We start from the raw sequence: 19,995 nt of genomic DNA on the forward strand, positions 1-19,995 counted from the left end.
ACCTTGCAACTTTCCAACAACTCACTCCAAAAACAACGCATCATCCCCATCATCGGTCAAACTCAATTGTATCGAATCGTTACCGGCTATACCTTCTATCGATCCTTTGATGTGGGCGGCGTTCAACAACACTTTCTCTAATTGTTTCTCGCGGGCTTTCCACATTTTTTCCATGGCGTCGCGTTCGCGCTGGATGGACATTTTCATGCTCAAGTACCCTTCGCGGATGGCCTTCCATTGTTCGCCAAATTCGGATCCGGTAAGGTAATCGTACAACAGGTGCATTTTGTCGCCTTTATTCTCTTGCGAGCGGCTTTGGTTGGCTAATTTGATGATGCTATCGCGCAGCACGTAGGCTACAGCTTTTACTTCATCAAAAGAGCATATCCAGATACCGTCCATCTGTCCGAAACAATCCATACCATTAGGATAGCATTGAGTAACGATAACGGCTACATCCACACCAACACTCCGCATGTCCCGCTTCAGTTTTTCAAGCCATTCCATGCTGAAGGTTTTTGTGCGCTTGCTCTCGTAAATGATCTTGCCACACTCCTGCCCAAATTGGTTGCGGACGGTCTGCACGCAATCCGCACCACGCACGCCTTTGCCTACCTCGCCGATCAAATCGAATGGAAAGAACGCGCGAAGATGCTCTTCCAGGATCAATTCCTGAACTTCACCTTGTAACTGCATAGACCCTTGCTCTGCTTTGCGCTTCATCTCATCGACCAATTTTTTCTGGTCTTCCAGCTGCTTTTCTAACTCGCGTTGCTTCATTAGATGCTCTGTATCCTTCAATTGTGAGCGCTCGGCTTCCTGCTTGCGGATCTCTTGCGCCAGGGTTTCGCGTTGTTCAGCCAGTTTACGTTGCAGATCTAATTGCAGTTCTTCTTCTTTACGTTTCAGGTCTTGCTCTTTTTGTAAAAACTCCAATTCCTTTTGGCGCGATGCTTTTAATTTTTCATCGGCATCGGCGTTGCTTTTTTGGAGCATTAGTAATTGGTTCTCAAAATCTGATGCGATGGACTTGCGCAGGTTTTCTTCGAGCGTCATTTGCAGAGCCTTCTTTTCGTTTTGCAGGCGTTGCTCAAACAATAATTGTTGTTGCTGTTCTTTGGCAGCGAATTCGTTCAGTTTAACAGTGTACTCCTGCTCTTTTTGTTTAGTGTACTCCTGCATTTTAGCGCGTAGGTCCTTTTTATATTCGTTGGCCATTGCTTCCTCCAGTTGAAATGGAGTTCCGCAAGACGGGCATTTTACTTCTGTAGCCATAAATTGATATCGAGACAGCTAAGTTCTGAATTTTAAATGCAAATAGCTAATGTTTTTAGCCTATATCACCGTGCTAAAAACATTAACTAACCGTTAAAACACGTTAGACAAGCACGATGCGTCTATCTAACTTTGTTAAACATTTACATCACACCTGAAAACACAAGATCACCATGAACCACATCATGCTCCGCGCGGAATTCCCGGGCGCTGACGAACAACACATTGACGAGATACACAACTGGCTCGACCGCCGCAACTGGGTGCGCCTGACCACACCCGACGAGCAGGTAGGCATTTGGCATGGTACATTCGACCGCCAAAGGCGCGAACAGGATTGCCACCAAAGCGCTATCGACGCTTTTATAGAAGCATCTAAACAGTTTTGCCAGGTTCAATTAGATATCCTTTGGGCGGCCAAAAAGCCGTCGCCACAAGTAGCTACATTAATAGGTTAATAGGTTCGATATAGTTAATAATGGTAGACGCCGCGCTCTTTTGAGCGCGGGGTTGTTTGTTTTCTACCAAGCGTTAGAAAGCATTGAACCTACGTCTCCCCGCTTGAGTCTATCGTGTGGACAAATCTTTTTAGATGAGAAAATTTCCTTGTCCCAGCGGGACTACCTGTTTGTAGTAGTGTAAAACCAGTTTGAAAATGCCTCGTAGAGGCTACCCATATTCCAATTGCATGTCCGATCTGCATAGCGCAGAAGGGTAGCACCTACGGCGAAATACTTATTGTCCGGTTCTTTCTACAAACAGGTAGCCCTTACAGGGCAAGAAAAAAATTTGTCCACACGATATCGCTTGAGTGGGGAAGCACTGTAGGATCATATAGTATTAACTTACATAGGGGTGTGTCCTCTCGCAGACTTTGCAAATTAAGGACACACCAGTTTACGCACAGTAATTATTTTTACGAGCAAAATGATCCGTAACTAAGATCGCCGTATGTAAATATTCCTTTTTTTTTGCAAATACCTTACTATCAAACCCTTATAAAATTGGATTTTTAAAAACGTAAACCTTTGTAAACTTTCGCCCCGTCGTTTGTGTCCCCACAAACGACCGACCGCGAGGGCAGCTATAGTCGCCTGTGGGGACACAGGCGACGGGGCGGATAGCTTTTATTTCTTAACTTAATGACATTGCGCTCAAGCGGGGAAGCTAGACTTTATAGGATATAGGCTTTACTGTTTCGCATTATCCTCCTTCAATTTCTTAAACAATTCCGCGCCGATCAGCGCGTCTATAATTCCATTGCCGCCACCGCCCTGGCCGCTTACCAATATCTCAGGCACCAATTTCACACCATTCTGCGCTAAGGCCTCGGCTACGCGCACTACCGCGTATTGTTCGGTGCCCATGGCTTCGGTCTTTTGTTTGGTCACCTCGGCTTCGGCTAAACCGATGGCTTTGATCTTGCCGGCATCGGCGTTACCGTTCACCTCGGTGGCTAAAGCGTTGGCTTTTGAGTTAATGGTCTGTACCTCGGCGTCTGCCTTAGCGTTGATCGTTTTAGACTCGGCATCACCCTTGGCGGATGCTACCTTGGCAGCTGCCATTTGGGTATTGATCTCGACCTGACGGGTCGACTTAACTACCTCGGGCTGCATATCGGCACCAGCGCGGGCACTTTCAAACTCTTTACGTTCTATCTCGGCGCTGCGCTGTATCTCGTAGGTCATGCGTTCTTCTTCCGCTATTTTACGATCGGTCAGCGTTTTCATCAGGGCTGCCGGAGGGACGATGTCACCAATCAGCGTATCTACTCCCTCCACATTATAAGCGCTCAACACACCGGCTATCTGGTTCTTGGCATCCTCCTGCCGTTGCGAACGGTTGGTCAGGAACTCGATCACGCCGCTCTTTTGCGCCGAATTGCGGAAATAGTTGGCGATGGTGGGCTCCAGCACTTGCGATACCAGGTTCTTCATATTACCGAACCTCGCGATCACCTTAGGCGCTTCGTTATGCGGGATATGGATGATCTGCGATACATCAAGGTTAAATGTAAAACCGTCGGACGAACGCACGCTGATGGTACACAAGTTCTTATCCAACTCGTGCGATTCGGTACGGCTATTGGCCCAGTTGAGTACAATGTTGGTCGTCGGCACGATCTCTACCGTGTGGGTGTATATATTCACCGGGTGTTTACCTGGATCCAGCGGGTCATTCCAAACACCCTTTTCGCCTTTGGCTACAATATTACCGTGCTTAAAGCCCATACCGCTGGTATCTTTACCCTCGGGACCGACAAATGAGTTGACCACGCCCACAAAACCAATCGGGATGTGCATCATCTCTACCTGCTCGACAAGTACAAACCAAGGGTTTAAATAATAAGTACCCGCAAGTATCACATCCTCCTGCAAACCTTTTTTACCACCGGCCTGAATGAAGGCCATGGGGTCCTGATAATTACGGTGGCCAACAACAGAGCCGCCAGCTATCTCACCTTTATCCAGTGGCTCTCCATCAAGCGTCGTGACTATGCCTACCTTATTTTCGTGCACTTGCGTTACCGGCACCATCTCCAGATCGAATAGAAAGGTATTGATACGATAACTACCCGGTGTAAGGAAAGCCGCCTGCGGCCCACGCTGGCCTTTGTGCTCTAAAAACGCCCGTGCATCTTGAAACTTATCACAATCTACCGGGCGGCCAAGTACACGGCCGGTATCCATTGGCGCGCCGTCTTTTGCTTTAACAAGGCCAAGTTTACCTTGCTCAATGATGGTGAAAGATTGCATGGTTATCTCGTACTGCCACGGCCACAAGCGCCAATACAAACCGGGCGCCAGTGGCTGCGCCTGCATACCGGCCTCGCCGTTGGTGGCAATAATGCGTCCGTCGGGCATTCGGGTATCGCCGTAGAGGGTAAACTTTTTAACTACCAACCCGATACGGTCGTCGGGGACGATAACCATACCGAAAAACACGTTCAAAATAATTTTGTAAAGCACAGCAGCGGCCACAACAGGCACGATCCACCATAGGTGGAACATCAATTGATCCATTTTTCTTAGAAATAAATTGTTAAATGATTTGGTATGCGTGACCCTTAAGGAGCGGGTCGGGAACGGAAGATCTGTGCATACTAAATAAATAGTCCTCGGCTACAGATCGGTAGTAAGATGAGGACGTTACAGGTTTGTTACAGAAATTTCAAAATATTTTTTGGCGATGCACCCAAACTGGTAAAATGATCTGGTAAGCCATTCGTTAAAGATTATTCTTAAAATTGCACATGAAGAAATTCTTCGTCTTGTTCCTACTTTTAATATGTTCGTTTATAGTGGTCCGTGGGCAATCGCGCTCGCAATATTATAAGCTGGCGCTCAACCTTACAAAAGGCCGTACTTATTATTACATCACTAACAGCAAAAGTTCGGTAACGCAAACCATCAACAATAAAAACAATGGCCGCAGTACCGAACTGAATAGCCGCACCGCGTTCACCCTTACCGCCATACGCGACAGCTTGTACGATATGGACGTGCGGTACGAAAGTATTTCGCTTAAGATGACATCGCCCGGAGGTGTAACGGTCTATAATTCTTTCAGGGCCGATCCCGGCGACCCGGCCTCCATGTTGTTCGCCGCTGTAGCTAAACAAACTTTTAAGGTAACGCTCACCAAAAGCGGTAACCTGCAAAGCGTTAATGGCATAACTGCTATTATAGATCAGCTGATCGGGCAAGCCAGCAACATCCCCGTGGATCAAAAGAATCAAATAAAAAGCCTGATGCAGCAAACGATTGGCGAGGTAGCGTTCCGCACTAATTTTGAGATGGCGACGCCAATTTTGCCTTCGGTACAAGTGAGGTTGGGTGTATTATGGTCGAGCGATATGTCTTTGTCGGGCGCAGGCTCGGCAGACGTTCATACGGTTTACGAGCTAAAAGACGTCGCAGAGGAATTCTATCACATCCGGTCATCTTCAAGCATCCAATACCCTGATAAAGATACATTTAAACTTGTAAATGGCATGCAGGTGCGCAATAATTTGGAAGGCGTAATGGCATCGGATATAGTGATCGATAAAACTACCGGCTGGTTAAAACAGGCATCGTTATATCAGTCTATAGAAGGGAATACCGAGATAAAAGATAACCCCAAAGTGCCCGGTGGTATTAAAATGCCAATGACCATGCGGAGCGACGTTGTGATTACCGACGTTCACTAAGATCAGAAAGCCTCACCCAAGCCGATCATCAAGGTTTTAAAGGATTTACTTACGCCATAATCAATAGCGATATTGGTATCAGACCGTTTGTTGAACTTGATGCGTAAGCCTGCACCCACAGCCGGATTGATATACCTAAAATTACGGTTGGCTGCCTCGGTGACCGAACTGGCATTGGCAAAAAGCACATAACCGAACAAGCCATTGTCCAACAGATCCCGACGGTATTCGGCCTCGAAATAGAGCAGACCATGACCGCGGTAACGGTTCTGAGGCATTCCTCTACCCGATGCATTGTAAGGATCCCAGCCAATGCTTGGCAGATCAAGGTACGGTGTACCAGAGTCGATCGAGGTCCAATAGTACCCCCAGAGCGCTAGTTGTTTTTTGCGGCGTTCTTTACTTAGGTTGATGTATTTTCTAAAGTCGAAGTATAAGGACTGCCAGCTATCGTCACTACCCAACATTTTGCTGTTATACCGATAGATGGCATTGATGTAGCATCCCGGCAGGGGATTCAAAGCGTTGTTACGCGTGTCGTACAAAAAATTGGCGGTCACCCCCGACGAAAATGAATGCTGATCATTAGCGGCGCCGTAACGGTAACCCGTAAAACTGCTTATTTTGTCGGTACGTTCATTTTGGATATCGATGTGGTAATCCAGATCGTACCCTATCCCGGCAAAAAAGAAATCGGTAACACGTTTTAATGCGCGTTGATGAAAGCGGATGTACTTATAATCTAACAGGATACGGTTCTCTTCGGTCTGCCGGCCGCCAAGCCCCCAGGTATATTGCGGATAAACTAAAAAGCGGGTATCGCCTTGTATCACCCAACTGTTATCGCGCGTCCATAAAGTAGATCGTAAGGGCAATCCAAATCGCCCAGAAAAATTGAGGTAAGGCGTAAATGTTACGTTGGAGATATAAGTACTACTACGCGGCCCCAGATAAAAGCCCGCGGCTGTAGTAGTGATAAGTGCCGTTCCCCCGCCCGGAACTGAAGATGCACCCGGAAGCACCGAAAAATACACCGACTTACCTTTCTGTTCTTCGACAGGTTTAGGTTTCATCTCGAAAAGAAGCGATGCCACATCTAACAGGTCGGCTTTGCCTACGGTGTCTATCTGCCTGTTGGTCCTGATCACCTCTTGCGCTTTAACCAACACGGGTTTGCAAAAGCAGGTGATAGCAACAAACAGCAGTTTTTTCATCATCAATGTAAACGTAAGTGTAAGCAGCTTGTTGCGATTTTTTCACACAATAACGTTGTAACATCATTGTTTCATAACGGTTGCTACAGGTGCCGTAACCGCAAAAAACTACATATCTTTAGATCTGTTTTGTTTAAAGCATAGTTATCTTTGCTTATTTTTCCACAAACCAAATATTTTTAACTTCAACGTAATTACACGTTGTAACTTTGTTTTATATTTACATGATCTTTTAAGTTAGCAACTATTTAACACTGAACGGTTTTGAGTCAGCCAAGTGCGTCATTGAGCGGACCGACGGCAATGCATACGATCTACGATCAATATGCAGGCATGCTGTACGGATACATATTTGAAGTAGTTAAGGACAAGCAATTGGCCGAACGCTATTTAATGATGGTTTTTAACGACCTGCCGCACCAACTACACGACCTGCTACAACCGGGTGTTAACGTCTACCACAAACTACAACAGCTGACCCGAAAACATTTAAAAGATATTTTTGGATCGCAACAAACTATTATTGATGGAACAGGCGTTAACGGACATATACCCGCACGCCCCAACAAATTTTTGGATAAAATGAGCGCCGAACAAAAACATGTATTTTGCAACATCCATTATTATGGAAAAAGCGTAAGTACTGTTGCTGCGGAGATGAATAGTGCAGAGGAAGAAGTGAGAAAGGTTTTACAGCAGGCGTTCGCCGCTATTAGGAGAGTTGCATAAAATGAACACAGAGATACAAAAATATATAGACAGCGGCCTGCTTGAGGCTTACGTTACCGGTTCGGCCACGCCCGAAGAGGAACGTGAAGTGCTGTTTTATAAACAACGCTATCCTGAAGTTAAAGATGCGCTTAACCAATTAGAGTTGGACATGGAAGCCATGGCTTTTGCAATGGCCATACCACCACCACCTACCGCCTGGGACAGGATAGAGACCGAAATAGACGACATTATTTTAAGGGAACGGTCGGAACCAACGAAATTTACCGAGCCTGAACCAAAGGTCGCCCCCGAACCTGACATGCCACGTTATATTGACGTGCAGGTACAGGACAGCCACATGAAGATACACAAAGCATGGCGTTGGGTATTTGCTGCAGTATTTGTGTTGGGTAAGATATTTTTGGGGTGTGCCATTTACTTTTACTTAGAAAACCGGCAAGCCAAGCAAACCATCATGGAACTGAAGACAGAAATAAAAGCATTAAAATAAACAACAGAGCGACCCGAAAAGGCCGCTCTGTTGTTTAACGTGTTTCTGTTTGTCGGTAGCTATCGATCATGTTACCTGATCCGCCTAAGATACTTCTCTCCTCGCGGCGTGTGCTGTCAACTTAAACAGTTATTTCTTTCCTGCATTTGATCTACCGGCCTTTGCCGCTTCGTTTGTGCGGTCTTCAGCTTTCTTTACTTCGTCCTTTTCGCTAATGGGTGCTTCGGTCTTTAACTCTTTATCGTCGTCATCAGTTTTTTTGTTACTTTGGGTGGCGTTTTTAGATGTGCTCATATTGGTGCTGCTTTAGTGTATATTGATATCCTTTTAACATTGTTGCATTACTATGGTTTCCTTTATTTATAGTTCGGCCGTTGGGCTTAACAGATATATTGTATGTTAAAAAGAACACTTTTTATTATTATTATAGCGGTCAGCATGCTCACCGGGTGCAAACCAGAATTAAGTAAAAAGAAGCTTTACGGCGAATGGAAGTACACCAAAATAGATCATCCGCAAAGCGATAACCCCGCCGATACACTTACATCGGGCCAGTTAGCCGAAGATAACCCCTATATCACCTTTAAACCACAAAGTCAACTGACTATTCATTGGGGAGGCAAATTGCTATCACATGGGACATTTGAAGTTAAAGGCAAAGAAATAAGCTATACCGAGCAATTACCCGAAGGTAGAAGCCGCACCTTCCCTTTCTTTGTATCCGAGCTAGATGACAAGCACATTGTGTTTGAAACATTGGGCGCGGACGGCTCGAGAGTTACGGCTTTCAAAAAGTAGCGAGGCGGCCTTGGCCTGGTATTTGTTTTAGGTTGATGATAACATAAAAACCATCAACCATGAAAAAGATATTGTTTTGTTTCAGCATTGTATTAGCCGTACTTGCGGCAGACACTAAATATTCGGTAGCTCAAGAGAAAAAGAAAATGAGTAGCCAAGCTAAAGGCGCTATTATTGGCGGCGCCGGTGGCGCGGTAGCAGGTGGCCTTATCGGCAAAAACGTTGGAGGCGCACTAATAGGGGGTGCTATTGGCGCGGGTGGCGGCTACATTGTAGGTAACGAATTACGCCGTAGCAAAGCAAAGAAACAACGCGCGGCACGCCGTGCTTATTATAAAAAGCATCACACGGTTACACACCCATCAAAAAATGTTACCGTGATCCGCAAGCACGATTAATGGGATAAAATAGCTATCCTACCTGTAAAAGACGACTCCCTTCAAAGAGTCGTCTTTTTTTATTTACCGACAATAAATAACCTATAATTAAATAAAAATGTCGTTTAATTCACAATTTTCTCTCATCTAATATTAATATTAACACATATTTGATATTTAAGAAAACCCCGCTTTTTTGTTAATAATTAATAAAATAGTTACTCCATTTAGGTATGTTTGTTTAACTATTGACCCCTTAATTAATTAACTATGGTTGCCCTGATAAGCGATGATCATAAGATCGCTAAAACCCATGGCCCCGTATGCCGACGTTGTAATAGCGCGTTGGATGTGCGTGTGCCGCGAGGTCCGATCGTAAAAAATTTGTTATTCTGGTTGCCTATACGGCGATTTTTCTGTTATAAATGTAACAGAAAGACATATGTGTATAAATAACGGTTGAAACTTCACTTTTAGTTTAATAGCTTTGTAGCTTTATAAAAACTAATTGTAACACCTTGGCCTCGATCTTTCGTATCCGATCCGGTAAAAACTGCCCCAAGTGCGGGCAATTGTATCATTATCAAATGCACAGAAGCTGGGTAGTAAAGAATTTCCTTTCTTTTCTTCCTATCACTAAGCAGTTTTGCGCTAAGTGTAAGGACAGCTATTATGTTTACACGAGCTCGAAATAAAGCCTTTGAACGTCGATTTCAAAATGCTTCGTTCAGGCTAACGAACAGCCCTTTTGCGCCGTAATTCCCGATGCCGTAGTCTACGCATATGTTAGACCGCGTGTACTTGTTATATAGTATCCTCAAGCCCACGCCTGCCCCCGGTTCCCAATGTTGAAATAGCTTTATCCTATCTTTAACGGCACCATTACTAGCCGATTGCACATTAGCGAACGCCACACCACTAATAAATTTATTGTCGAGTATAGGGAAACGGTATTCTGCCTCCGAGTAAAAGAACGAGTAGCCTTTAAACCTGCCTACGGTGTAAGCCCTGCCGGTCCGCTCGTCATTATCCGTAGTGGTGCCCGGTAATTCAAGATAAGGCAGCCTGCCACTCAGTAAGTAACTTCCCCAATACCAAAAAGCCAACACATGTTGCGGGGTTGATGTCGAAAGGCCAATATACTTCCTAAATTCGGATGTTAGCTGCGTAGAGTTTTCGGTACTACCGATGGCTTTTTTGTACGATTTTACACCCATATCGGCATAGATGCCCTCATACGGCTGATTAGGGTGATCGCGGGTATCATATTGTAAATTGAACGAGAACGAGTTGGCCAGGTAACGCTGGGTAGGTATTTCGTTATCAGTATTATAACGATAGTGGTAGGAGTAAATATTCCCCTGACTGTCCTCATCTATGCCGGTGTAGATATTCGAAGTGAGGCCCAGACCTCCGTAAAAATTATCAAAGATCTTTTTGTAAGCGGTCTCCCTGAACCTGAAGGAGGTGTATTTTAATTTGTACGAATCATCAACCAATTGTCCGTTAACATAATGGTCACTGCCGTTGGCGCTGCTGCGACCGGTGCCTATACCATAGTCCAACACCTGGGTGCGGCCAACCTGCCAATTCCCCTGCAAACTCCATTGATTTTCGGGAAAGTAGATGTTGTGTTTATACTGGATGTACGCTAAACCTTTGGTCGCTGCCGATATTTTTAATGACCCTGTAGATAACGATGTGCTATCCGGCTCGCCAAACACTTTAAGCGCGGCCAGCGTTAACCCCACCTCAAAGCCCGATGTTGGATTGACCGACATGGACGGGATAAGCAATTTACGTAGTTTACTGAACGATGAGGTGTCGGGCTTGGTCTCTTTGCCTAATAACGCGGCTTTCACATCATTAAAGTCTACCTGATCATGAAACTGATCTTTCCGACGGGTAGTATCCGTCGGTGCCTGCGCATTCAAATCAAGGCAAAATGCAACCGCCCACAGCAATAATGCCGATGTTGCAATGCTATACTTAGATATCTGTGGTAAAGAACAGACCTTTTTCAGGATCATGATATTTATAACCGCTATGTTGCGAAGTTAAAAATTTCGTTAGCAAAACAGCGATGATATCGTAACAAAAAAGTTACTCCCATGGGATCAACTTATAACGGTAGCGCTCGTATTAATGATGTTTGTATAAAAAAATATATTTATCAACAAACAGCTACCAATAAAAGCATATTCGCATATTGCGAAAGTATTGTAACCCTATATTAATAATTATTTCAGATCAGGAAAGTGGGCATGTCACCTATCATGGACGAAGCTGCGATCATAGCGTTGTTGGACGAGGCATACGCCACACGCGTTAACAACCTTGACCATAGCATAACGCTTGCCCAAAAAGCGCTTGCGTCAAGCCGTTCGTTAAGCGATAAGGTACTCGTCGGTAAAAGCCTTAATCAGCTATCATTGTTTTACATGATACAGGGCGAATACGAAAGCTCGATATCTATGGCCGAAGAGGCTATCAAATACTTTGAGGAACTGCAAGACGACAAAGGCATCGCCGATGCCCGCTATAACATTGCCGGCAATTATTACAAGACCGACAACTACCATCTGGGCCTGATCTATCTGATCAATTGCCTTACCACCTATCGTAAATATAACGACTACCATAACCAGGCCCGTACCCAAAAATCATTAGGGACCATTTACGAATACTTCGGTGATCAAAAGAACGCCATCAAATCATACGAGGGTGCTATCGAGGCTGCCCGCCAGGCTATGGACAGCGACCTGGAGTCTAACGCGTATAACCCGCTCAGCGGCATCTATCTTAAACAGAACAAGGTAAAAGAAGCGCTCGACCTGATCGAACGCTCCATCGCCATGAAGAACAAAAGCGGCGATATCCGTGGACTGGCCTTTGCGCTGTACGGTCGTGGTAAGGTGTATCTGCATATGGGGCAGTACGCTTTGGCCGAAGAGGATCTGAAACAATGCCTGGAGATCCACAAAAAAGTTGGCGAAAAATTAGGCACCGGCATGGCCTATCACCGCATTGCCGATCTGTATTTCAAAATGGGCCGGTTAGAAGAAGCCAAACTGGTGCTGGCCAAAACGCTCGACCTTAGCGAACGCTACAACATTGTGATCATCAATTTTAAATGCGATCACCTGTTGTATCATATTTACAAACGGGAAGGGGATACCGAACAAGCGTTACTGCACCTTGAAAAATACCTGAGCCAAAAGGAAGCGGTCATCAACACGCAAACGCTGCAGATCATAGAGAATTACGAGCTGATCACCCGCATGGAATCTTTAGAGAAAGAAACCAAACTGCAAAAAGAGCGCGACGAGATCATCAAGAAAAAAGAACTGGCAGAACAATCGGCCAAGGTAAAACAGGATTTCCTGTCGACCATGAGCCACGAGATACGCACGCCCCTTAACGCGGTGATCACTATAACCACTTTGCTTAAAGACCGCTCTGATGAGGAAGAGCAAAAGCTACTCAGCTCGTTAAAATTTGCGTCCAACAATCTGCTGCTTATTATTAACGATATCCTGGATTTCACCAAGTTAGAGGCAGGTAAGATGCAGTTAGATGTGCATCCCTGCGATCTGCTTGCACTGGCCGATAATATACGGTCGATCTATAATAACCTGGCCTTGGATAAAGGGCTGACGCTGAACCTGAATATAGACGAAGCGATAAAAGATAGTTACGAACTGGATGATACCAAGCTATCCCAGATTATGGGTAACCTCATTGGTAACGCTATTAAATATACTGATGAAGGCAGCGTGGATATCGACATCAAAAAAGCAGATAGCGACCCGGTCAATGATACGCTGCGGTTCACCATTACAGATACAGGGGTAGGCATCCCTACCGAGCTTTACGAGGAGATATTTGAGAGTTTCTCACAGCCCCGATCCATCACCACCAAAAAGCACGGCGGATCGGGTTTAGGCCTGGCCATCGTTAAAAAACTGGCCGAGCTATACAAAAGTGAGGTACATGTGATGAGCATCGTAGGTAAGGGTTCGTCTTTTTATTTCGATATCAAGGCCAGGCGCGTATCGGCAAAAGTAGCAGTGCCAGTATCAGCCAAAGATCAGTTCCGCGATCGTTCCATTTTACTGGCCGAGGACAACCTGATCAACGCCATGGTAGCCCGCAAGTTATTATCAAACTGGGGCATTGCTACCGAGCATGCAAAAAATGGCATAGAGGCTGTAGAACGCTCCGGCGAACGGGCCTACGACCTGATACTGATGGACATACACATGCCCGAGATGAACGGATTCGACGCTACCCGCAACATCCGCGATATCGGCAACCCGAATTGCTCCACCCCTATTTTTGCGCTTACAGCCGATATCACCGCCGAGCACCAGGAAGAATATTCGGGTTATTTCAATGGCTTTTTACGCAAACCTATCGAGGTTGAAAAGCTTTATAATGCTCTTGCCAGTGCGTTGCTTTCGTTTAGTTAATTGTTTTAATAAACTTCTCACATCCCACCTATTTTTCCACAACTATACCAATTCGGGTTAGGATCCGTTAAAAGATCGTTATCCACATTTGTGTATAAGCCCTGTTAAACACATCTTTGTGGTATTGCTAATTTAGCACAAAAAGTATCATACTACTATATGAGAAAAGTAACGTACGCTGCCCTATTGATTTCAGCTTGTTCGGTTACCGGCCTGTATGCACAACAGAACCCGGGCGGACAGATATACAAAACTTACCACGATGCTGTTGAGCTATTAAATAAAGAGAAATACGTAGCCGCTGCCGAGCAATTCCGTATTGTAGAGCGTAGCAACGCCAAAACCTCTACTCAGCCAGATTTTGAAACTTCGGTATCGTTATTAAAAGAGAACTCGCAGTATTACGAGGCTTATTGCGCGTTACAATTAGGTAATGATGATGCCGAGGCCATGCTGCTGCGATTTATTAAGGAGCACCCCGAAAACCCGCTGACCAAACTGGCTTATTTTGAGATAGGCGTATCTTACTTTAAAGTACAAAAATATGCCGATGCGCTGCGCTGGTTCGAAAAGGTTGAAGCATCGGCCCTGAACGGTCGCGAAAATACTGAGTATAAATTCCGCAAAGGCTACGCTTATTTTATGGCCGGCAATTTAAAGGATGCTCAGGTATTGTTCAGCGAGGTAAAAGATAAACGCTCGCAATTTATGGAAGACGCGGTCTACTACTTCGCCTACATATCTTACCTGAATAAAGATTACCACATCGCGCTCACCAATTTCGAGCGTCTTAAAAACTCTAAAAAATACGAGGATAGCTATCCGTACTACATATCCGCAGTTTACTTTTTAGATAAGCGTTATGATGATGTGCTGGCCTATGCGGTACCGATCCTGAACAACACCAAGCAAAAGAACGAGACCGAGATGTTCCGCATTGTGGCAGCATCGTACTTTGCTAAGTCCGATTATGTTAACTCGGTAAAATACTACGGCAAATTTGCGGCGCAAGATCGCGGTCGTACCCAAAACACGCAGGACAGCTACCAGATGGGTTACGGTTACTACAAGACCGGCGACTATAAAAATGCCGCTGCCGAACTGGTTAAGATGGAGGATAAAGACGATGTGTACAGCCAAACAGGTAGCTACACACTGGGCGACGCCTTCCTGAAGCTGAACAACAAACAAAGTGCCCGTAACGCTTTCTACAAAGCATCAAGGTTAAGCTTTGATAAGGTTTTGCAGGAGGATGCGCTCTACCAATATTCTAAATTATCTTACGAGCTTGATTTTTACGCCCAAGCTTTAGAAGCTACCCGCGCTTATCTGAAGAACTATCCGCGATCTACCCGCACTGAGGAGATGAAGATATTGTTGGGCGAGGAATTACTTAACTCGCATAGCTATCGCGAAGCGGTAGAGATATTGGAGCCGATACAGAACAAGACCCAAAGCGCCAAGATAGCCTACCAAAAAGTAGCTTACTACCGTGGTTTGGAATTTATTAACGAGCGTGCTTTTGAGAACGCTATCGGTATCTTCCTGCGCTCGCAGAGATATCCTGTCGACCCGAAGATAAACGCACTGACCACTTATTGGATGGCTGAAGCCATGTACGAGGTACGCAAGTACGGCGAATCGGTAGAGAATTTTGAACGTTTCCTGGATATGCCGCAAGCTGCAGGTACGGGATTGGCCAACTTTGCTAACTACGCGTTGGCTTATGCAGCCTTCCGCGATGAACAATATCGCAAAGCAGCTTCCTTCTTTGAGAAGTTTTTAGAAGGTGATGTTAAAGATCAAAATACCATCAACGATGCCATAACCCGTATTGCCGACAGCTATTTCGTATTGAAGAGCTACGGCAAGGCCAACGAATATTACAACAAGATCATTGCCCGCCACAGTCAGGGTGAGGATTATGCCGAGTTTCAGCGAGGTATGATACAGGGTTTGCAGGGATCATATGATGCTAAGATCGGCACGCTGAACAACGTTTTGCTAAGCTTTCCTAATTCGGACTTTGCTGACGACGCGGCGTTCGAGATCGCTTATGCTTACTATCTGAAAAACGATGGCGAGAAAGCCAAATCAGATCTGTTGGCCATGATCCAAAAATATCCGCGCAGCAGTTACATACCAAGGGCGCTATCGACCATTGGTGTGATAGATTACAACGCCGATCGCGAGGACATGGCAGTTGAAGCATTTAAACAAATAGTGAAAGACTACGCTTCAACCCCCGAGGCTAAGCAGGCTTTAAGCCAGATAGAGAAGATCTATACAGACCGTGGCGATGCAAGCACTTTCATTAGCTATGCAGGCACCACTCCTATCGGCAACTACACTACCGCCCAGCAAGAGAGTATTATGCAAACCGCCGCTAACAACCTTTACTTAAAAGGCGACTGGCAAGGCACGGTATCGGCAGTGAACGCTTATTATGATAAATTCCCTAAGCCGATCTATGAAAAACAGATGCGCTTTATCCGCGCTATGGGTTTGATCGGTCTGAAACGTTATGACGAGGCCGTACTGGATTTCAACATCATCCTGAACGACTGGACCAGCGCCTATACCGAAAAATCGTTACTGGCGATATCTAAAATGTATATTGACCTGAAAAAATATAACGAAGCGGTAGTTTACCTGAAACGCTTAGAAACCAACTCGGAATATAAAGAGAATTACGCTTACGCCATCAACAACCTGTTGGTTTGCTACGCGCAAATGAACATGGCCGATGACGCACTGAAGTATGCTGAGCTGATCAAAAATTACGAAAAATCGGGCGATGAAGATAAATTTAAAGCCAGCCTGTACGCCGGTAAAGCTTACTTGGTTAAGGGTGACACTACAACGGCCACTAAGGAATTCAACAATACAGTTAATAAGACCAAGACCGTAGCGGCAGCCGAGGCTAAATACAATTTGGCGCTGATAGAATACAAACAGCGAAAGTATAAAGCATCGCAAGCTACCTGTTTCGAGCTGACCAAACAGATGCCTAATTACGATTACTGGGTTGCCAAAACCATTGTACTTTTAGGTGACAACTATGTGGCTTTAAAAGACAACTATCAGGCAAAAGCTACCTACCAAAGTATAGTTGATTTTTACAAAACTAACGACGACGTACTGGCCGATGCCAAAGCCAAGCTGGAGCGCATTGCGCCCGGTAGCGTAAAGGACAAGCCAACAGCACCGGCCGATTCATCTAAAACAGGTAACAACTAAAACAAGGGAAAACACGTGATGAAATTTAAACATACATACGCGCTGCTTATTTTAGGGATGGCCATAGCTGCCGCACCTGTGCAGGCGCAAACCAATAAAAATAAAAAGGATACTAAGGCCCCGGTCAAAAAACCTGCGCCTGCTAAGCCTGCCGCTACCAAACCGGCTGCTCAATCGGCCATTAAAAACCTGGGCGACGCGGCATCTAACGTTAAGATAGATACTGTGAAGAAAACGGGCGACGAAGTAAGCGAGTCAAACCTGTCGCAACTGATCACTATCACTACAGCTTATAAACCGGTGTTAGCTGACGCGGTAAAGATCCGTCGTAACCCGGATATGACCGATAAGGAACCTTACAAAGCACCCCTTACCTACACGCCGATGGATAAACGCCTGGAGCGTAACACGGACATCAAGCAGATGGAGCCGATGAAGATGCCACTGGAGTTGGACTCGATCCCGTACAACAATATGGTTAAAGGTGGCTTTGGTAATTTAAAGACCACTTTTGGCGAAGTATATATCAATAACGGCCGCGATGCCGCCTTGCAGACCGGCGTTTATGCCAAGCACTTTGCACAGTCGGGTACGGCGTTCGCTAACCAAAAACAAAGCCGTAACGAGATAGGCGTTTTTGGCAAGTCTATCGGCGAGGTGAACAGCATCAAGGGTAGCATCAGCTACAGTAACCGCGCGAACTATTTTTACGGTTACGACAACCAGGAACCGCTGGTTGCTAAACTGAACAACAACCGGCAAGCATTTAGCCTGTTGAGCGCCCAAGGCGAGCTGACCAAGAACTTTAAAGATGTAGAGCGCGACTTTACTTATGCGTTAAAGTTGAGCGGCTACTTATACAGCGATGCTTTTAAAGCAAGTGAAAGCAATGTGGTGGTATCAGGTTTTATTAATCAGACCATCAAGCAGTTTTACGCAGGTTTAAATGCATCGATAGATATGAGCACGCCTAAGGATAGCCTCTACAGCCTTAACAACACGCTGGTACGTGCTAACCCTTACCTGAAATTTCAGGGCGAGAATTACAAGGTAGATGTGGGCGTTAACATTGTGGGCGAACTGGGCTTTTCGCAGCGTGTATTTGTGTTCCCTGCCGCTCGTTTAGAGTTTCAGGTGATCCCGAAATACGTGCGCTTGTTTGCCGAAGCTAAGGGTGACGTGAACAAAGCGTCGATCAGGGACTTTACCGAGATCAATCCATTCCTGGGCAAAAATATAAACATACGCAACTCTGTTGATCAGCTGGATCTGGCTGCCGGTCTAAAAGGCACTATCGCGCCGGGCTTAGGCTTTAAGGCATCGGTATTCCGCAACCAGGTCAAAAACATGCCTTTTATGGTCAGCAACTTTGATTTCGTTAACGGCAATAACCGTTTCACCGTGATCTATGATGGTGGTAACGCCAAGATCAACGGGTTTAATGGCGAGCTGGACTTTAAAGCATCTGCAGATCTGGATATCTTCGGTCGCATTGAGTTGAAGGACTACAAAATGGCTACCGAGGCCGAAGCCTGGAACTTGCCTAAATTTAAACTGACCGCAGGTACTACCATCCATATTAGCGATAAGGTGAACTTTAACGCATCGTTATTCTTTAGGGATAACACTGTTGACAGGATAGCCGACCCGACCACTCCGGGCGCGACAAGGAAAGCTACGGTATCTTCATTCGCGGATTTTAGCGCGGGTGCCGAGTACAAAGTTAACAAGCGTTTTGGTGTATTTGCGCAGGCTAACAACCTCATCAACGGAAATTATTCGCAATGGTTGTTTTACCCTAACTATGGTTTCAATTTGTTCGGCGGGGTTAGCTATAGCTTCTAAACAGGGGCTTGAAGTTCATTAAAAAACTGTTAATTTAGCCGGATGGATATTGCCTACTACATAAGCGATCTGCTGGGACAGCAAGGCGAATTGACCGTACCTAATTTGGGCTATTTTGTGCAGATACGCATGCCGGCCTATTATGACAGCGAGCAGAAGAAATTCTTCCCGCCGCATTATTCTGTGCAATTCGATCCGCAGATCATTGATGACGACGACACTTTAGCCGGCCACATTACGGCTGTAAAGCGGATATCCATATCATCAGCAAAGTACTTCATCGAAAAGTATATCAATAACCTGAAAGATCAGGCTTTTATTGAGGAGGTGCCTTTTGCCAATATGGGTACCTTTACATCTGATGGCGTAAGGCTAAATTTTAATACGCAAACCAAAACGGACGACCCGGCATTTTTTGCCTATCAAAGTGTCGAAGCCGTAAAAATAGGCGAAGTACCGATACGCAAGACAGCACCGGTGACTGTAACTCTCACTCCCCCGCCACCGCAGGACACGACTGAAACTTATGTAGCTGCCGAACAGGTTGCACCACCACCGGTACCTGTTGCAGCAACAGTGATAACACCGGTTGCCTTAGAAGAAGAAAAGTTCGATGCGGCAACTACCCCGTTCTTCGGTGCATCTATGGTGTCCAACCGTGTTAACCCGGGCGAACAGGTTGCAGAAGAGGAAGCCGAACCCAGACGTGTTGGCATCTGGCTGATCGTCGGCATCGCATTCACGCTGCTGATCATTGGTTTGGGCGTGCTGTATAAATTTAAACCCGAATTATTCGGCAAGGCTTACCTGCCGTCAACACCAACTAAAACCGAAACAAAAGCAGCCGCACCTGTGTTAAAAGACACTACGCCCGTTGCTTCTGCCGTTCAAACTACGGTCAACCAGGATAGTTTAGCTAAAGCCGATTCGGCCAAAAAGGCTGCTGAAAAACCTGTCGCGAAGCCGGTGACGATCAACAAGGATACCGCCAAGATCAGCAATTTAACTTTTACGCCCGATAAGAATAAACCTTCGGCGCCGGTAACTGTCTCAAGCATCGCGCCGGGTATTAATAATCCAATGCCGGCCATTGTGCCTAAAGGTGCTGATGTTATTACCGCGGGTGCCTTCAACAGGAAAAAACCTGCCCAAGCACGTGTTACCGAACTAAAACGAAAAGGCTTTGAGCAAGCCCGGTTAATGACCGAAACAATTGCTCCGGGAGGCAATTATAAAGTGATCCTGGGCGTTTATGCTACTAAAGAATTTGCCCGCCAGGCCTACAAAGAGTTTTTGGCGACCGGCAAACTGAAGAAAGAAGATATATCTGTAGAACAAAATAAAAAATCGTTAGACTAAT

15 protein-coding genes are annotated in these 19,995 nt (G+C 45.6%); 10 read left to right on the top strand and 5 right to left on the bottom strand.

What is annotated here, in order from left to right; all coding sequences use genetic code 11:
* Nucleotides 1–21: 21 nt before the first annotated feature.
* Complete coding sequence (locus tag IRJ16_RS16925) at nt 22–1,275, bottom strand: DUF2130 domain-containing protein (protein WP_194112814.1); 1,254 nt, start codon at nt 1,273–1,275, stop codon at nt 22–24.
* A 173-nt stretch (nt 1,276–1,448) separates the two neighbouring features.
* On the opposite strand from IRJ16_RS16925, the gene IRJ16_RS16930 reads away from it, so the two are divergent.
* Nucleotides 1,449–1,733, top strand: coding sequence for a hypothetical protein (locus IRJ16_RS16930; protein ID WP_194112815.1), 285 nt, complete (start codon nt 1,449–1,451; stop codon nt 1,731–1,733).
* Between the two features lie 732 nt (nt 1,734–2,465).
* Here IRJ16_RS16930 and IRJ16_RS16935 read toward each other — a convergent pair.
* Entirely contained in the window at nt 2,466–4,298 is a 1,833-nt protein-coding gene (locus IRJ16_RS16935) for an SPFH domain-containing protein (RefSeq protein WP_194112816.1), read from the bottom strand.
* 230 nt (nt 4,299–4,528) lie between these two features.
* On the opposite strand from IRJ16_RS16935, the gene IRJ16_RS16940 reads away from it, so the two are divergent.
* Nucleotides 4,529–5,467, top strand: a complete 939-nt coding sequence (locus IRJ16_RS16940) for a DUF6263 family protein (RefSeq protein ID WP_194112817.1) — start codon at nt 4,529–4,531, stop codon at nt 5,465–5,467.
* Between the two features lie 2 nt (nt 5,468–5,469).
* Here the strand turns inward: IRJ16_RS16940 and IRJ16_RS16945 are convergent, their stop codons facing one another.
* Complete coding sequence (locus tag IRJ16_RS16945) at nt 5,470–6,681, bottom strand: BamA/TamA family outer membrane protein (RefSeq protein ID WP_194112818.1); 1,212 nt, start codon at nt 6,679–6,681, stop codon at nt 5,470–5,472.
* Nucleotides 6,682–6,984: 303 nt separating this feature from the next.
* Here IRJ16_RS16945 and IRJ16_RS16950 point away from each other — a divergent pair, with 303 nt between their 5' ends.
* Both IRJ16_RS16950 and IRJ16_RS16955 read left to right on the top strand, forming a co-directional pair.
* Nucleotides 6,985–7,410, top strand: a complete 426-nt coding sequence (locus tag IRJ16_RS16950) for a sigma-70 family RNA polymerase sigma factor (RefSeq protein WP_194112819.1) — start codon at nt 6,985–6,987, stop codon at nt 7,408–7,410.
* 1 nt (nt 7,411) lies between these two features.
* Nucleotides 7,412–7,903, top strand: a complete 492-nt coding sequence (locus tag IRJ16_RS16955; RefSeq protein WP_194112820.1) for a hypothetical protein — start codon at nt 7,412–7,414, stop codon at nt 7,901–7,903.
* Nucleotides 7,904–8,032: 129 nt separating this feature from the next.
* On the opposite strand, the gene IRJ16_RS16960 is transcribed toward IRJ16_RS16955, so the two are convergent.
* Nucleotides 8,033–8,197, bottom strand: coding sequence for a hypothetical protein (locus IRJ16_RS16960; protein ID WP_194112821.1), 165 nt, complete (start codon nt 8,195–8,197; stop codon nt 8,033–8,035).
* Nucleotides 8,198–8,299: 102 nt separating this feature from the next.
* Between IRJ16_RS16960 and IRJ16_RS16965 the strand changes: the two genes are divergently transcribed.
* Both IRJ16_RS16965 and IRJ16_RS16970 read left to right on the top strand, forming a co-directional pair.
* Entirely contained in the window at nt 8,300–8,701 is a 402-nt protein-coding gene (locus IRJ16_RS16965; RefSeq protein ID WP_194112822.1) for a hypothetical protein, read from the top strand.
* 59 nt (nt 8,702–8,760) lie between these two features.
* Nucleotides 8,761–9,099 carry a hypothetical protein gene (locus IRJ16_RS16970; RefSeq protein ID WP_194112823.1) on the top strand — a complete coding sequence of 113 codons (339 nt, stop codon included), beginning with the start codon at nt 8,761–8,763 and terminating at the stop codon, nt 9,097–9,099.
* Between the two features lie 692 nt (nt 9,100–9,791).
* On the opposite strand, the gene IRJ16_RS16975 is transcribed toward IRJ16_RS16970, so the two are convergent.
* Complete coding sequence (locus IRJ16_RS16975) at nt 9,792–11,108, bottom strand: BamA/TamA family outer membrane protein (protein ID WP_194112824.1); 1,317 nt, start codon at nt 11,106–11,108, stop codon at nt 9,792–9,794.
* A 234-nt stretch (nt 11,109–11,342) separates the two neighbouring features.
* Between IRJ16_RS16975 and IRJ16_RS16980 the strand changes: the two genes are divergently transcribed.
* The 4 genes from IRJ16_RS16980 (at nt 11,343) to IRJ16_RS16995 (ending at nt 19,994) form a co-directional block, all read left to right on the top strand.
* Nucleotides 11,343–13,550, top strand: a complete 2,208-nt coding sequence (locus tag IRJ16_RS16980) for a tetratricopeptide repeat-containing hybrid sensor histidine kinase/response regulator (RefSeq protein ID WP_194112825.1) — start codon at nt 11,343–11,345, stop codon at nt 13,548–13,550.
* Nucleotides 13,551–13,709: 159 nt separating this feature from the next.
* On the top strand, nt 13,710–16,790 hold the full coding sequence (locus IRJ16_RS16985; RefSeq protein ID WP_194112826.1) for a tetratricopeptide repeat protein: 3,081 nt from the start codon (nt 13,710–13,712) through the stop codon (nt 16,788–16,790).
* Nucleotides 16,791–16,808: 18 nt separating this feature from the next.
* Nucleotides 16,809–18,635: a porin family protein gene (locus tag IRJ16_RS16990; protein WP_194112827.1), complete on the top strand. Its 1,827-nt coding sequence runs from the start codon at nt 16,809–16,811 to the stop codon at nt 18,633–18,635.
* 42 nt (nt 18,636–18,677) lie between these two features.
* Nucleotides 18,678–19,994 carry an HU domain-containing protein gene (locus tag IRJ16_RS16995; protein WP_194112828.1) on the top strand — a complete coding sequence of 439 codons (1,317 nt, stop codon included), beginning with the start codon at nt 18,678–18,680 and terminating at the stop codon, nt 19,992–19,994.
* Nucleotide 19,995 lies beyond the last annotated feature (1 nt).

The sequence above is a fragment of the Mucilaginibacter myungsuensis genome (genome assembly GCF_015222005.1).
GTDB lineage: Bacteria > Bacteroidota > Bacteroidia > Sphingobacteriales > Sphingobacteriaceae > Mucilaginibacter > Mucilaginibacter myungsuensis.